This is a genomic window from Pseudomonas sp. R3.Fl (assembly GCF_023516765.1).
GTDB classification, from domain to species: domain Bacteria; phylum Pseudomonadota; class Gammaproteobacteria; order Pseudomonadales; family Pseudomonadaceae; genus Pseudomonas; species Pseudomonas citronellolis.
The window spans coordinates 4,605,655-4,618,274 of record NZ_JAMGSO010000001.1; the positions used below are offsets into that span (position 1 = coordinate 4,605,655).

At 59.8% G+C, this 12,620-nt stretch carries 15 protein-coding genes, 1 other RNA gene, 2 pseudogenes and 1 riboswitch; of the genes and pseudogenes, 6 read left to right on the forward strand and 12 right to left on the reverse strand.

All coding sequences use genetic code 11. The features are described from left to right. The first annotated feature begins 103 nt into the window (after positions 1-103). Positions 104-1,024, forward strand: coding sequence for a LysR family transcriptional regulator (locus tag M8R19_RS20230; RefSeq protein WP_249918730.1), 921 nt, complete (start codon positions 104-106; stop codon positions 1,022-1,024). 15 nt (positions 1,025-1,039) lie between these two features. On the opposite strand, the gene M8R19_RS20235 is transcribed toward M8R19_RS20230, so the two are convergent. Then, the gene (locus M8R19_RS20235; RefSeq protein ID WP_249918731.1) at positions 1,040-1,234 is read right to left on the reverse strand and encodes a hypothetical protein; all 195 of its coding nucleotides are present in this window, start codon (positions 1,232-1,234) and stop codon (positions 1,040-1,042) included. Between the two features lie 289 nt (positions 1,235-1,523). On the opposite strand from M8R19_RS20235, the pseudogene M8R19_RS20240 reads away from it, so the two are divergent. From M8R19_RS20240 to M8R19_RS20255, 4 genes and pseudogenes are all read left to right on the forward strand, one after another. Beyond that, a pseudogene (locus M8R19_RS20240) lies at positions 1,524-1,835 on the forward strand (PAAR domain-containing protein); the annotation flags it as partial. 39 nt (positions 1,836-1,874) lie between these two features. Beyond that, on the forward strand, positions 1,875-3,170 hold the full coding sequence (locus tag M8R19_RS20245; protein WP_167543673.1) for a pyocin-S2/colicin E7-DNase domain-containing protein: 1,296 nt from the start codon (positions 1,875-1,877) through the stop codon (positions 3,168-3,170). Continuing rightward, on the forward strand, positions 3,167-3,451 hold the full coding sequence (locus M8R19_RS20250) for a bacteriocin immunity protein (protein WP_415754048.1): 285 nt from the start codon (positions 3,167-3,169) through the stop codon (positions 3,449-3,451). The genes M8R19_RS20245 and M8R19_RS20250 overlap by 4 nt, the downstream gene beginning before the upstream one ends. Before the next feature lie 102 nt (positions 3,452-3,553). Further along, positions 3,554-3,829: a hypothetical protein gene (locus tag M8R19_RS20255; RefSeq protein WP_157763342.1), complete on the forward strand. Its 276-nt coding sequence runs from the start codon at positions 3,554-3,556 to the stop codon at positions 3,827-3,829. Positions 3,830-3,997: 168 nt separating this feature from the next. Here the strand turns inward: M8R19_RS20255 and M8R19_RS20260 are convergent, their stop codons facing one another. The 5 genes from M8R19_RS20260 to M8R19_RS20280 all read right to left on the reverse strand — a co-directional run bounded on the left by M8R19_RS20260 (position 3,998) and on the right by M8R19_RS20280 (position 6,533). Beyond that, positions 3,998-4,186: a hypothetical protein gene (locus M8R19_RS20260; RefSeq protein WP_249918732.1), complete on the reverse strand. Its 189-nt coding sequence runs from the start codon at positions 4,184-4,186 to the stop codon at positions 3,998-4,000. Positions 4,187-4,289: 103 nt separating this feature from the next. Then, positions 4,290-4,550 (reverse strand): hypothetical protein, encoded by a 261-nt coding sequence (locus M8R19_RS20265; RefSeq protein ID WP_009613102.1) that lies wholly within the window; start codon positions 4,548-4,550, stop codon positions 4,290-4,292. 131 nt (positions 4,551-4,681) lie between these two features. Next, positions 4,682-5,155, reverse strand: coding sequence for a hypothetical protein (locus tag M8R19_RS20270; RefSeq protein WP_249918733.1), 474 nt, complete (start codon positions 5,153-5,155; stop codon positions 4,682-4,684). A 525-nt stretch (positions 5,156-5,680) separates the two neighbouring features. Then, complete coding sequence (locus tag M8R19_RS20275; protein WP_249918734.1) at positions 5,681-6,166, reverse strand: ImmA/IrrE family metallo-endopeptidase; 486 nt, start codon at positions 6,164-6,166, stop codon at positions 5,681-5,683. Beyond that, positions 6,156-6,533: a helix-turn-helix domain-containing protein gene (locus M8R19_RS20280; protein WP_058488347.1), complete on the reverse strand. Its 378-nt coding sequence runs from the start codon at positions 6,531-6,533 to the stop codon at positions 6,156-6,158. Before M8R19_RS20280 ends, M8R19_RS20275 begins: the two co-directional genes overlap by 11 nt. Positions 6,534-7,238: 705 nt before the next feature. Between M8R19_RS20280 and M8R19_RS20290 the strand changes: the two are divergent. Next, positions 7,239-8,221 (forward strand): annotated as a pseudogene (locus M8R19_RS20290) (phage integrase). Here the strand turns inward: M8R19_RS20290 and M8R19_RS20295 are convergent. The 6 genes from M8R19_RS20295 to M8R19_RS20320 form a co-directional block, all read right to left on the reverse strand. After that, a complete protein-coding gene (locus M8R19_RS20295) occupies positions 8,210-8,632 on the reverse strand; it encodes a hypothetical protein (RefSeq protein WP_249918735.1) in 423 nt (140 codons plus the stop codon). The pseudogene M8R19_RS20290 and the gene M8R19_RS20295 sit on opposite strands and share 12 nt — an antisense overlap. After that, positions 8,629-9,513, reverse strand: a complete 885-nt coding sequence (locus M8R19_RS20300; RefSeq protein WP_249918736.1) for a ParA family protein — start codon at positions 9,511-9,513, stop codon at positions 8,629-8,631. The genes M8R19_RS20295 and M8R19_RS20300 overlap by 4 nt, the downstream gene beginning before the upstream one ends. Positions 9,514-9,784: 271 nt before the next feature. Next, positions 9,785-10,140, reverse strand: a transfer-messenger RNA (tmRNA) gene (gene ssrA / locus M8R19_RS20305). A 74-nt stretch (positions 10,141-10,214) separates the two neighbouring features. Beyond that, entirely contained in the window at positions 10,215-10,892 is a 678-nt protein-coding gene (locus tag M8R19_RS20310; protein WP_249918737.1) for a type 1 glutamine amidotransferase domain-containing protein, read from the reverse strand. Between the two features lie 104 nt (positions 10,893-10,996). After that, positions 10,997-12,007 carry a sodium:calcium antiporter gene (locus M8R19_RS20315; protein WP_249918738.1) on the reverse strand — a complete coding sequence of 337 codons (1,011 nt, stop codon included), beginning with the start codon at positions 12,005-12,007 and terminating at the stop codon, positions 10,997-10,999. A 63-nt stretch (positions 12,008-12,070) separates the two neighbouring features. Continuing rightward, a riboswitch (yybP-ykoY riboswitch) is annotated at positions 12,071-12,240 on the reverse strand. A gap of 112 nt (positions 12,241-12,352) precedes the next feature. Beyond that, complete coding sequence (locus M8R19_RS20320; RefSeq protein WP_043268982.1) at positions 12,353-12,604, reverse strand: PA2433 domain-containing protein; 252 nt, start codon at positions 12,602-12,604, stop codon at positions 12,353-12,355. Between the last annotated feature and the right edge of the window lie 16 nt (positions 12,605-12,620).

Below are 12,620 nucleotides of genomic sequence, written 5' to 3' on the forward strand. Positions count from 1 at the left end.
AAAGAACTGACGCCTATTCATCGATATCCATGAACGCTATGCATGGTTGTGCCGGTAGGGATCGCTGCTAGGCTGGAGCGGCTGGGGATAGAGGGTGATAGGCATGAATCAAGCACATGAATGGTCGACGCTCGGTCGTCTGGACCTGAACCTGTTCCGCGTCTTCGAGGTGGTCTACCGCGAGCGCAACCTGACCCGCGCGGCGGACGTCCTGCACCTGAGCCAGTCGGCGGTCAGCCACGCCCTGGCGCGCCTGCGCGAGCAGATCGGCGACCCGCTGTTCGTCCGCCACGGCCGCGGCGTGGCGCCGACGCCGCTGGCCGAACAGCTGGCGCCGGACATCCAGCACGCCTTGAACGGCCTGCGCCGCAGCGTGATCCGCCGCCAGGACTTCGACCCGCAGCGCGACCAGCGCACCTTCCACCTGAACATGCCCGAGCAACTGGAGCCGGTGGTGCTGCCGGGCATCCTCGACCACCTGCAGCGCACCGCCCCGCAGCTCGGCGTGCGCAGCAGCAGCGTGCACTGGGCGGAACTGAAACAGGAACTGGCCGCCGGCCGCATCGACTTCGCCATCGAAATCGCCCGCCCCACCGACGCCACGCTGCGCCACCGGCAACTGTGGCGCGACGACCTGTGCGTAATGGCCGGCCCGGCCTTCGCCGGCGAACTGACGGCAGAACGCTACCTGGCCGCCGAACACGTCGCCGTCACCTCACGGCGCCGCGGCATCTGCATAGAAGACCTGGCGCTCGGCCAACTCGGCCTGACCCGCCAGGTGCGCCAGCATTGCCAGCACTACCTGTCGGCCGCGCTGCTGGTGTCGCAAAGCGATTGCCTGCTGACCATGGCCAGGCGCTACGCCGAACTGCTCAACCGCGGCCTGGGCAACCGCCTGCTGCCAATGCCCCTGGAACTGCCGCCGGTGACGCTGAACCTCTACTGGTCACGGCACGCCGATGGCGAGGCCGGGAACCAGTGGCTGCGGGGGCAGTTGATGGAGGTGGTGAAGCGGATGCGTTGAGGCCGGTGGCTATGCCTAAAGCCATTTCCCGCTGACCAGCATGCTGTCGATCAGCGCCAGCCACAGCGTGGCCGGGACGTTGAGCAGTTGCAGCCAATGAAGCGCCCTAGGGCCGCGGAACGCCCAGAAGGACAAGGCTATCAAGGCCAGGGGAAGCAACTGCAGCCAGGCGAACAGTTGCCTGTGTATTCCAGTGATGCTGACACCCAATTCCAGCGATTGTGACCCACTCGTGCCAGAGGTTCTGACCCACCCCGCAACAGCAAGGAGCGTCTACTCCACTCAGTCATGAATAAAAAAGTTAAAAAGACATGCAGCACCGTATCTATGCGGGTTGTAGGTGAGGTGCGCAAGAAGTTGCGCACTTCATCTCTGTTACTTTCGCGCGCAATTGTATCGCTCATAGTCTGGGGCTGCTCCAGTCGGGCTATCAGGCGATAACGCCAAGTTGGCTACCGGAGCTGCCAATACATCGTCTCGCTAATGCAAGGATTCGCACATGAGTGGAAAACCCGCCGCCCGCGTCACCGATCCCACGGCCTGCCCATTACCGGGGCACGGCACCAACCCCATAGCCGAAGGTTCTCCTGACGTCATGTTTGACGGCCTGCCTGCGGCACGACAGGGCGATGCTTCTGCTTGCGGAAGCCCCATTGTTTCCGGGGTGTCATCGACCGTATTCATCAATGGCCAACCCGCCGCCACTCTGGGCAGCATCGGGGCCCACGGCAACGTGATCATTGGTGGCTCGGGAACCGTCATCATCGGTGATGTATTCACTCCCGCCCCCTTCACGCCAGTCTCCCCGTTACCCAGCGTCACGGCAGCCGACACTGCACCCAGTCCAACCATGCCGGTGCAGAACAGCGGTTCTTCTCAGGGCGTATCAGCGGGGAGACTGGCAAAAGCTGTCACGTCAGATGGCTGCATCTTCGCCAAGTGCAGCAAGCTGCCTGATTCGGAGATCGACTACAGCACGGAGCAAGACACCTTCCCGGTCGATAGCGTGAACGATTACGGAAACCTTGTATTGCTCGGGGGCCGGGAGGCGGATGACAGTGGCAAGGTGCAGCTCAAGAAGATCAGCGGAAATGTTCCTGCTGGTTTCGGCTCCCTGGCGCTACGTGGACTTGCTCCTTCAGTTGCATGGGAATCTTGTGGTGGGCTCTGCGAGATCGCATCTGCTGGTGGTGCGGTGGCCAGTGGTGGGCGTGTAGCTGTCGGGACGGGGGGCCGTGTAGTTGGCGGCGGCATCCTCACTGGTGGAGTGGTTGGTGGCGCGCTCCTTGGTGTTGTGGCGATGCTCTGGCCGTCCAGCTTGGGCGATAGCGCCCTCTACACAGAAGAGCAGCTTCGCTCGATGCGGCAGGCCCGCACGCGTGTACGCATCAGGGTCGAGGAGCGACCGGACGGCACGCTGAAGGGCTACGGGTACAATACGCAGCTGCGCAGCGACTGGGAAACGATCCCTGTCGTCCAATTCGCCCGAGTGGGTAGCCAGATGGTGGCTGACTTCGGGGGTGGCGTTGAGCTGATCTGGACGCCTGCCGCCAATCCTTCCGACACGCTGGGGATCCCTGCCCTAGAATCTGCTCCCCAGGCCCCGCAGATCACGATTTACCCGCCTGTAGAGCAGGCCGACAACCTTATCGTCAATCCAATCTACCCGCCAGAGTATCGGGACTTTATCCTGGTGTTCCCGGCTAGCTCTGGAATTGCACCGCTCTACATCGTAATGAACGCCCGGCATGATGCAGGGACAGTTACTGGGGCTGGTGAGGATGTCTTCGGTATTTGGTTGGCAGGGGCAAGCGAAGGACTTGGCGCTCCCATCCCCACACGTATTGCAGACAGGCTTCGGGGGCGAGAGTTCTCTCGATTCGACGATTTCCGAGAGGCGTTCTGGATAGAGGTTTCGAGGGATGCTGAGCTTGCGAGTCAGTTCTCAGCCGCGAATAGACGCTTGATGCGCAGCGGCTCATCTCCATTTGTAGTCCAGACAGAAGCTGTAGGAGGGCGTAAGGTCCACGAACTCCACCACATTGAGCGTATCGTAGAGGGTGGAGCAGTCTATGACGTCGATAACTTGCGAGTAGCTACCCCTAGAAACCACATCCGCATCCATAGCTCCAGTAAGGGTCAATGATGAACTTCCAGAACAAGGCGACCATCGAGGAATACACGGAAGCTGAATTTCTATCCTTCCTGCGAGAATTCTTCGAAGACACCAATGGTTTGAAAGGTGCAGCGCTTGAAAACTATATCGGCCAGCTTACGGACCATTTCGTGAGAGTTACGCAGCATCCTAGAGGCTCAGATTTGATCTTTTACCCCGCCTCGGGAGTGGATGACAGTCCTGAAGGAGTTTTGGCGGAAGTGAAGAAGTGGCGTGCTGCCAACGGGCTTCCTGGCTTTAAGTCCGCCTGAACCAACAGAAGCAGGATGGTCGAGGGCCAGAGGCCCTCGGCTATCACTACCCACGGCACAGCAGGTATTGCCATGCTTTTACCAGGAGCAGACGCCCAGGATATGACGCACAGCCAATGCCTGGAGTTGCTGGAGAGCGTCGAGGATACGCTCGACTTCCTGACTGCCACCCTGACCTACCTGATCCACGCGGAAAGCCAACAACCCCTGCCAGATGCGGCCTTGATCGCCGCATGGGAAACCGTGCAGCAGGAGGTCTTCGACGTTGAGCAGGCCCTGCCAGGCGCTGACGTGACGGTCTATCAGCAAGCGTTGTTGACCTACGGCAAGCACGATCGTGAGCTGCGCCCGTTGGTTAAGCGGTATATGACCAAGTAGTTACTCCTCCTTTGCTCGTCCTGGAGGCCGCCCGGCCCCAGGACGTTTGCCGCCCCACCTTATCGCGCCCGCGAAAATGTCTTCGTTTGGCCACCGTAGATTGCCTACATATTCCTTGGAACAGAGTGGGTCAGAATCACTGGAACAAGGTGTCAGAATCACCAGCGCCTACAGTTGCCCATTCACCTCCCGATGCCAACCGCCGAACCCGATGACGAGCGCGAGCGAAAACAGCAACAGCGCGCACGCCCCATGGGCAGACGAAATCAGCCGCAAGGCCATCGGGGTGCCGGCAGGCGCGGTCTTGAAATACCAGTAGCTCGTCGAAAGCAGAATGAGGACGCAGAGCACTTCCATGGCCTTGCCTCGTGGCGGGGGAGGGATGGCGCACAGTGTGTATTACAGGCCCGGCAACAAAAAGCCCCCGACGAGGCGAGGGCTTCTGGCGGCGGCGCAGCGCTTACTGCAGCAGCACCAGGTCGATGCCTTCGGGCTTCAGCTTGAGCAGCAGCACGTCGTAGTAGAACGCCAGCGCACCGAAACCGACGCAGAACACCAGCATGCTCAAGGTGCCGCCAACCATGCCGTCGCGGTCGGCGATGGCGAACAGGCCGAAGATGAAGCCGAACAGGAACAGCCCGGAAAGGAGCTTGCAGACCAGCCGTACCAGGCCGCGGAAGGTGTAGAGCAGGTGGAACAGAACGGTTTTGATGGCGCGCATGGCGACCTCCGTGTCGTTGATGAAAGCGAGCGCCGAGTCCATCGGCTGAATGGGGGGGGATTATGCCAGAGCTGGCGGCGGTGTCGCTGCCCCAGGCTGTGCCAGAAGGGAATACTCCCCCTTTTTCGCTTTCAAGCCGTGGTATTCACCCCGGTCCCGCTGGTGCTGCTGCCGGAGTCCGTCAGCGCCTCGGAGTACGCCGCATAGGCCGTCGCCACCGCAGCGCTGGCGGTCGCGACACGCGCCCGGGCGGCTTGCTCCTGAACCTGGCGAGCCTGCTTCTCCTCCTCCGTCTGGTTGCCGCCGCTCTGGCTGACCTTGGCAAGTTCCTGCTCGGCTTCCTGCAGCTCCTTTTGCGCCTGTTCCACAGCCTCCTTGAGTTTCTCCAGCGTGCTATCCGAGGTGCTGCTGGAACTGCTGCCGCTCCCCCCGGCGCCACCGGCCCCGCCAGCACCCTGCGCCGAACCGCTTGCATTGGTTTGGGATGTGCTCGTTGCACTAGAGGCGGTGCTGCTGTCGTCACTCGTCGACGCGGTGGCGGTGGATGAGTTTGAGGTGGAAGTGAGGCGGAGATTCATGTTGCTGACGGACGAGATGCTGGACATCGGAAGGCTCCGGATCGTAATGGATACCCGGCATGGCGGCCTTCGTGGGGAAACCTTTAGTGGGGTTTGTTAGCGGCTTGGTATCGGTCTAGATACTTTGTTTGGGCAAGGTGCGGGAAACAAAAATAAATCTGTCCTCATTTTCTCAGATGTGTGCTGCAGTGGAAGCCTGCAGATGAGAAAGGGTGGCCTTACGGCCACCCTTTGGAGCGAGCTACATCAGCTGATGTAGATTTTGAAGGGCTTGCCCACCGCGCGCTGGATCTGGCCGTTTTTCAGGCGGCGAGTCCAGCGCAGGATGAAGGTGCCCCGTTCGTCGGTGTAGGTCATGACCTAATTCCTTTTCGGGGGTTGCCACCACTTGTCGTTCTGGACAAACCGCAAAGATGTGCTTAGACTTGGCTCTTGCGTAGGGAGCCTCCGCTATCACACTTCTTTGCGTTTTGCAAGAAGCGGGTGGAGAACTTCTTTGGCTGGTATTGCTAGCCACCAAGTTCTGACTGTTTACGCCGCAATCGTATTCAGTCAGAACTTAAACTCCATCTGCATTTCAGTTTTTGGCAGCCCGAGCAGCTCAATTACGGAGTCTGCGAAGAAATCTGCCTGCCATTCAGAGTCTTCGTGCTTCGTTGCTTTGCCTTCAGAGAAGTGGAGCAACGGCTTATGGCCAAGCACGATGTGCCCGATCTCATGCAAGAAAATACGAACTGCTTCAGCCTTGCCGCGGCACAGGTCGGTGTAGAGCTTGTTAGGTACGTAGATCATTCCTTTGTTGGGATCGACTGTGGCGCGGGTATAGTCCAGCCATTCCTCATCTTCGATGACGTCCACTTGGATGCCGTAGTGCTCGAGGCGCGAAACAAGGTTTTCTGCTTTGCCGCTTTTGAACGACGTCTTGCGGATCCTGATGATTTCGCATACGCGATGGGCGACGTCGCGAATCAATCTCTGATCTAAGGCGGGGACGCGATGTCCCCGCATGCAATAGTTATCATCGGTTTCAGGCGTCATCTTTACATTTCTCCCCATAAATTTCGGAAAGTAGAGTGCCGAGCTTGGTCAGTTGCTCCTGATTGAGGTCGGAATTGGCGAAGCCTGCGATCAGCATTTTGTGATGTGCGGGAAGGCCTTCTAGGGACACGCTTTCATTTGATTCGCATGCCATCGCCTTGAGGCGATTTACTTGGACGTGCTCCCCTTTCGCATTGAAGTAGCTAGCAATTTTTTCCACCCACTCCATGGGCACCTTGCTTCTGCCGGTCTCCATTGCGCTGAGAAAGGCGGGCGAGGTACCGAGCGCGGTGGCCATATTGCTGAGCGTCAGCCCCAAATGGCGCCGATACTCTCTGACGGCGGTGCCGAATTTTGTAAGCGACATAGATAGCTCCCTTTTGTCCCCGGTGATTTGCTACTTCGTATTCTCGCTTTTGGCGATTCAAGTAGTCAACTTGAAAACTATAATGGTTGAGCGAGACGGTTTCGTCAACCTGTGTTCTGGCAATCTCCTTAGTGGGCTCAATCAACTGTCCCTCCGATTCCGGACGTCCCCTGCATCCGTGCTGACGCGGAACCACTCGAAGGTTCTTCCATGCGCGTGATTTGTTCGATGTGCTACTTCGGCGTCGGCGGGGTCCATCCATTCCGCGGCGAACTCCTGCGATAGCATCACCAGCCGGCGGTCGTTCACGTCCGCCATACTGCCTTGGGCGTCGCGGTGATGATCACGAATCCATCGTGTTCGCCTCCTATTGGGAGCTGGCCGATAGCTGCCGCCAGGCAGGCCTGTCCGTCGCGTCGGCGAATGAAATAAGCCTGCTTCTTCGGCCTGCCTTCGTCCACTCGGTGCGGCTAGATCGCGCGGAAGAATGGGCCGTGCGCTACCTTCTCGACGCGGGCGCTGATCGGTGTCGCTCGATCCTTGGTCTGTACGGCCGCCATCCTCGTCTCATGCGCTCACCGATGACCACTCTCTCATCGTTGATCGTCAGCAGCACATGGGGGGTCGGCGCCACGTTGTAGCGCATGTCGATAGGCTCTTTCGGCAAGGCCGACCCCGGTACCTGAAGAAAGGCTATGCCGTCTGATGAGTATCACCAAGCTCCCGGATGGCCTCTGGTTCGTCGACGTCGAACCGATCAAGGGCAAGCGCTTCCGCAAGCGGTTCAAGACCAAGGGCGAGGCCCCGCGCTTCGAGACCACGGTGCGGCAGAAATGCGCGGAGAACCCCGCGTGGGGCATCAAGCCTAAGGATCGCCGCCGACTCTCTGAGCTGGTGCAACTCTGGTACGACCTGCACGGCCGTTCACTGCGCGACGCACCCCGGCGCCTCTCCAAGCTGCGGCAATTGGCTGCGCGATTGGGCGACCCGGTAGCGACGGCCCTGGATGCGTCTTCGTATGCAAGCTTGCGGTGCAAAAGGCTGGAGGAGGGGATATTCGGAAAGACGCTGAACAACGAGCTGGGCTACATCCGTGCTGTGTTCAACGAGCTGAAGGACCTGGGCCAGATCGACTACGACAATCCACTGGCCGGGGTGAAGCTGCTCAAGCTGCAAGAGCGTGAACTGTCCTGGCTGACTACCGAGCAGATCGACGAGCTTCTCGACTCTATCCGCAGCCGTTGCGACAACCCGCATTCGGAACTGGTGACGCTGCTGTGCCTCCTACTGGTGCTCGATGGTCCGAGGCTGAGAAGCTTCCCGCACAACGGCTCCAGGGTAGCGTCGCGACTTATGCCGGGACCAAATCGGGGAAGGTCCGCCACGTACCGATCCCAACAGCGTTGGCTGATCGGGTAAGGGCGCATTGGCGAATGCATGGCCCGTTCATGTCCTGCATCACTTCCTTCCGCCGCGCCATGGAGCGCACCACGATTCAACTGCCACAAGGTCAGGCAAACCATGCATTAAGGCATGCCTTTGCCAGCCATTTCATGATGAATGGAGGCAGTATTCTCACATTGCAAAAGATACTCGGACACTCAAATGTCGTTATGAGTATGCGCTATGCATATCTCTCGCCAGACTATCTTCAAGACGCAATTTTATTCGGGCCATTAGGACTCTGATGCTGGCTTTATCGCTGAGTTACCTTTCGCAACTCTTCGATACATTCCTATGTCGCTAATTTCTCGCGCAGCGAATTCGGTGATGTTTTTCTTCGACGAGCTTCCTGGTCTTATGTCCATGGATATAAGCAGGTCAAGAATTTCTTTGCTTGATGCTTTGATTGAATTGAAATAGTTAATTAATTGACTCTCGTCCATTTCCATGAGCTCTTCCGGGGACTTGGTTAGCTCAGCTCTTTTGCGGTCTACGACCCAGTTGATCAGTTCTCCCCGTTTTATTTTTGATATGTTGGAAGGCTTTCGGTTGGGCAGTAGTTCAGCGATCTCCGATACTGTGAGATCGCTATGTTCTATCCCGGCTTTGGCTCCATCTGTTCCGAGCCAACTGATGAGTAGTTCAAGGTCAATCATGGGCACACCCGCAAAAATTCGTTAGTGAGGCTTCGGAACTGCGCGGCCTGTTTGTTGGCGTTTGCTCCCGCGATGTCGTAAACCGGGACTCGAGCTTGAGCCGCCTGGCGTAGGCCATCGCCTTCTGTGACGTACGAAGAGAACATGTTGCCAGCTTGTCTAAGGCGGCTGAATTCCAGTTGCTCGGTTTGCTTTAGCGCTTCCGCATACTCTCTGGCCATCATTCCGATTGCTCCAGAGAAAATTGTATCGCGATAGCCATCTTCGAGATTCAAAGAGTTTCGGATCATGCTGATGTCGTTGTTGACGTTGGTAATCTCTCCGATTACCGTCGCTACACCGATCGAGGATTGTCGGTCTAACTTGACTGGCGAAACGCAGTAATCCGATGCGTAAATTATTGCACGAAGAACGTCAGAGACTTCTGGGTGGGAGTCGATAAGTACATAGTCGTACTCGTCATGCAGCGGCTGAAGGACGTTGTTAATAGTCTTCATGTGAGACAGCAAAGCTACGTTATTGGCGCGAATGTTATTCGTGCTCGGTAGCTTATCGGTCGACACCGTGGAGAGGCGTGGATCGGCGAGAATTAGGTCTACACCGGACACGTGATGCTCGATATCGATGTCGGGTGTCTGAGGTGCAGCGCTATAGAGCTGTTGAAATTTATTGAACAGCGTTGTGCCGGTCTGAGTGAAGCTGCCGAAGCGCTCAATAACCTCAGGGAAGAAGCGGCCAGAAATACCTCCTCTCTGATAGTCAGCATCAATGACTAACACTCGTTTATGGTGGAAACGATTTAGAGCAACCGCGATGTGATAGCACGCCGTCGTTTTGCCTACACCACCTTTCTCGCTGATAAAACCTACGACTTTTGCCATTAGCACAGTTCCTTCGATGCCTAACGTTCGAGCTAGCTCATTCCGCATGGAGGCTGGGCTTTATCGCCCTGCGCCTCTTTGTTGAGGGCTGCTTATCAATTCCGGCGCACAGCCGATTATAGATCGAAAAGACTGGTGAAATCTTCCACTGGTGGCCATGGGTGTGGTCCGTGCTTAGCCTGATGTGGGCCGCCTCAGGATAGGCGATTCGACATTTTTTCGACGCCAAATGAAAACCCCCGAAAAACTCTAGGTTTTTCAGGGGCTTGTTTGGTGGAGCCGGGGGGATTTGAACCCCCGTCCGCCAGCTCTCCGCTATCGGTTCTACATGCTTAGCCATCTCTACTGAGTTAACTCCGCGCGGCCCGAGTGGCAGGGCGCTTGGAGCGAGCTGTATGAGTTTTAGCCGTTACGTCTACAGCGAACTTGGCGGCGATCCTGTTCTATCTGACAGACCTAATCTTCGGGTTTACAGGCATCCCCTAGGGTCTGCTGGCGCCCTTAGGCGGCCAGAGCGTAGTTGTCGTCGTTGGCAACTATGAATTGTGGCAGCGGATTTACGAGAACTGTCACCTACTCGGCATGCCCCTCAAGTTTTGTTACCGGCGTCGAATCCTAATCGGCCCCAGAACCTTTGAAGGTACGCGCCAGTGTACGGCAAAGCCCCCGGCGAGTCCACCAGGGGGCTCTGCAAGCTCCTGTCAGCCCAGGAGTTTCAGCACGGCGGCGGCCACCGCTTCGCTCGAGGCGGGGTTCTGCCCGGTGATCAGCAGTCGGTCCACTTCCACGTGGCTCTGCCAGTCGTCGGCCTTGGCGTAGCGGCCGCCCTTGGCCTTGAGTTCGCTCTGCACCAGGAAGGGCACCACGTTGGTCAGGCCCACGGCTTCTTCCTCGCTGTTGGAGAAGCCGGTGACGTGGCGGCCCTCGACCAGCGGCTTGCCGTCGCCGTTCTTCACGTGGCGCAGCACGCCGGGGGCGTGGCAGACGGCGGCGACCGGCTTGCCGGCGCTGGCGAAGGATTCGATCAGGGCGATGGAGTGCTGGTCCTCGGCCAGGTCCCACAGGGGGCCGTGGCCGCCGGGGTAGAAGACGGCGTCGTAGTCGGCCTCGTTCACCTCGGCCAGCTTGCGCGTGTTGGCCAGGGCAGCCTGGGCTTCGGGGTCCTTGCGGAAGCGCTCGGTGGCCGGCGTCTGGGCGTCGGGCTCGTCGCTTTTCGGGTCCAGCGGCGGCTGGCCGCCCTTGGGCGAGGCGAGCGTCAGCTCGGCGCCGGCGTCCTTGAACACGTAGTAGGGCGCGGCGAATTCCTCCAGCCAGAAGCCGGTTTTCTTGCCGGTGTCGCCCAGTTGGTCGTGGGATGTGAGCACTACCAGGATCTTCATGGCCTCTCCTTGCATGCAGCGGTGTGACGGCAGGCGCCGGCCGGGCGCCTGGCGGAACCGTCAGTTTAGGCGCTGCGCCGCGGCTTGCACGGCGGCGCCGGCGCTCAGCGGCCGAGGGTGATGGCCAGGTAGGCGACGTAGAGCGCGCCGTTGCCCAGCAGCACCCAGGCGGCGATGCCGTTGTGGCGGGCGTTGAGGCGCAGCCAGAGCGCCGCGCCGAGGGTCACCAGCACCCCGGTGAGCACTTCGATGCGCGGCTGCCAGGGCGTCAGCAGGATGCCGATGGCCGGCAGCAGGGTGCCCTGGAAGACCATGGCGCCGGTGATATTGCCGAAGGCCAGGGTGTCCTTGCCGCGGCGCACCCAGAGGATGCTGTTGACCTTCTCCGGCAGCTCGGTGGCGATGGGGATGATCAGCAGCGAGAGCAGCAGGGCGGAGATGCCGAGCAGGTCGGACAGGCCCTCCACGCCGTGGATGAAGCCCTTGGCGCCGAGCACCAGCAGGGCCAGGCCCAGCACCAGTTGCACGAGGACGGTGAAGGCGTTGGTCGGCAGGCCCAGGCGCGACAGCCACATGGGGTTTTCCGCCTCGGTGCCGTGGCCGTCTTCCACCAGCTCGCGGGAGGCGCGCAGGGTGAGGGTGATGTAGCCGACGTAGGTGAGCACCAGCAGCACGCTCAGGCCGATGCGGTAGCTGTGCAGTTGCGAGGGCACGAACATCGCCACGGTGGCCAGGCAGAAGGCCAGGAGGAAGAAGTTGAGGTCGCGCAGCAGGCCGCTGCGCTCGGGCACCAGGCGCCCGCGCAGGCCGCGGCCGCGGAGGACGAAGCAGGCCATCAGGCAGGTGGACAGGGTGGAGAGCATCAGCGGCGCGCCGAGGATGGCACCGACGCCCACTTCTTCGTTGAGCGAGACGTTGCTGGTGCCGGCCAGCAGCGCCAGCAGCGGCACCAGGGTTTCCGGCAGGGCGGTGCCGATGGCGGCGAACAGCGAGCCGGTGACGCCTTCGGAGATGCCCAGGCGCTCGCCCAGGTGTTCCAGGGCGTTGGTGAAGAGTTCGGCGGCGATCAGGATCAGCAACAGCATGCCGAGCAGTTCGAGGACGAAGGTCAGCATGGCGCGCGCTCCTCGCGGATGGAGGGCGATTCGGGACGGAGGCGGTGCATCACGGTGGAACTCCCGGCCGGTGTAGTACCCATGACCATGCGCCTCCCCGGCCGTTGCGGAGGTTGCATGGTCAAAGGTCTTGCCAGGCTTTGCGCTGGCCACGCCATGGCCTGCCGGCCAAGGATGTTGACGTGGTCCCCGCCGGTGTTCCGGGCGGGCGGCTACTCCCCAATGACGCCGGGCATTCTAGCGGATTGCCCGGCGCGCTCAAGGGGTTGTTTCCTCATGTGTCGATTGCCGCGGCTCGGGGCCACCGCGTTTCCCCGCTCGCGGCGGCGCCCGCCGGGCGTCGGCTCAGCTGCTGGACGAGGCTTTCAGCAGCTTGAGGGCCTTCTCGGTCATGGCGACGCAGGCCTGGGTATTGCCCTGTTCCTGGGCCTGGGCGGCCTTTTCCTGGAGCCGCATGGCCTGCTCCTGTACGCTGTCGCTGCGGTTGGTGCTCTGCATGCTCTCGTCGATTCTCTGCAAGTTGTCGCTGCAGCGGTCGGCGGCGAACACCGGCGACGCGAGCAGCGCGGCACTGATGAACAGGATGGTGGTTTTCATGATGCGGTACCTGTAC

Excerpts from the sequence above, each read along its gene's own strand:
- M8R19_RS20230 (WP_249918730.1), top strand. The coding sequence starts at position 104 with ATGAATCAAGCACATGAATGGTCGACGCTCGGTCGTCTGGACCTGAAC.
- M8R19_RS20245 (WP_167543673.1), top strand. The coding sequence starts at position 1,875 with ATGCCGGTGCAGAACAGCGGTTCTTCTCAGGGCGTATCAGCGGGGAGA.
- M8R19_RS20250 (WP_415754048.1), top strand. The coding sequence starts at position 3,167 with ATGATGAACTTCCAGAACAAGGCGACCATCGAGGAATACACGGAAGCT.
- M8R19_RS20255 (WP_157763342.1), top strand. The coding sequence starts at position 3,554 with ATGACGCACAGCCAATGCCTGGAGTTGCTGGAGAGCGTCGAGGATACG.
- M8R19_RS20260 (WP_249918732.1), bottom strand. The coding sequence starts at position 4,186 with ATGGAAGTGCTCTGCGTCCTCATTCTGCTTTCGACGAGCTACTGGTAT.
- M8R19_RS20265 (WP_009613102.1), bottom strand. The coding sequence starts at position 4,550 with ATGCGCGCCATCAAAACCGTTCTGTTCCACCTGCTCTACACCTTCCGC.
- M8R19_RS20270 (WP_249918733.1), bottom strand. The coding sequence starts at position 5,155 with ATGTCCAGCATCTCGTCCGTCAGCAACATGAATCTCCGCCTCACTTCC.
- M8R19_RS20275 (WP_249918734.1), bottom strand. The coding sequence starts at position 6,166 with ATGACGCCTGAAACCGATGATAACTATTGCATGCGGGGACATCGCGTC.
- M8R19_RS20280 (WP_058488347.1), bottom strand. The coding sequence starts at position 6,533 with ATGTCGCTTACAAAATTCGGCACCGCCGTCAGAGAGTATCGGCGCCAT.
- M8R19_RS20295 (WP_249918735.1), bottom strand. The coding sequence starts at position 8,632 with ATGATTGACCTTGAACTACTCATCAGTTGGCTCGGAACAGATGGAGCC.
- M8R19_RS20300 (WP_249918736.1), bottom strand. The coding sequence starts at position 9,513 with ATGGCAAAAGTCGTAGGTTTTATCAGCGAGAAAGGTGGTGTAGGCAAA.
- M8R19_RS20310 (WP_249918737.1), bottom strand. The coding sequence starts at position 10,892 with ATGAAGATCCTGGTAGTGCTCACATCCCACGACCAACTGGGCGACACC.
- M8R19_RS20315 (WP_249918738.1), bottom strand. The coding sequence starts at position 12,007 with ATGCTGACCTTCGTCCTCGAACTGCTCGGCATGCTGTTGCTGATCCTG.
- M8R19_RS20320 (WP_043268982.1), bottom strand. The coding sequence starts at position 12,604 with ATGAAAACCACCATCCTGTTCATCAGTGCCGCGCTGCTCGCGTCGCCG.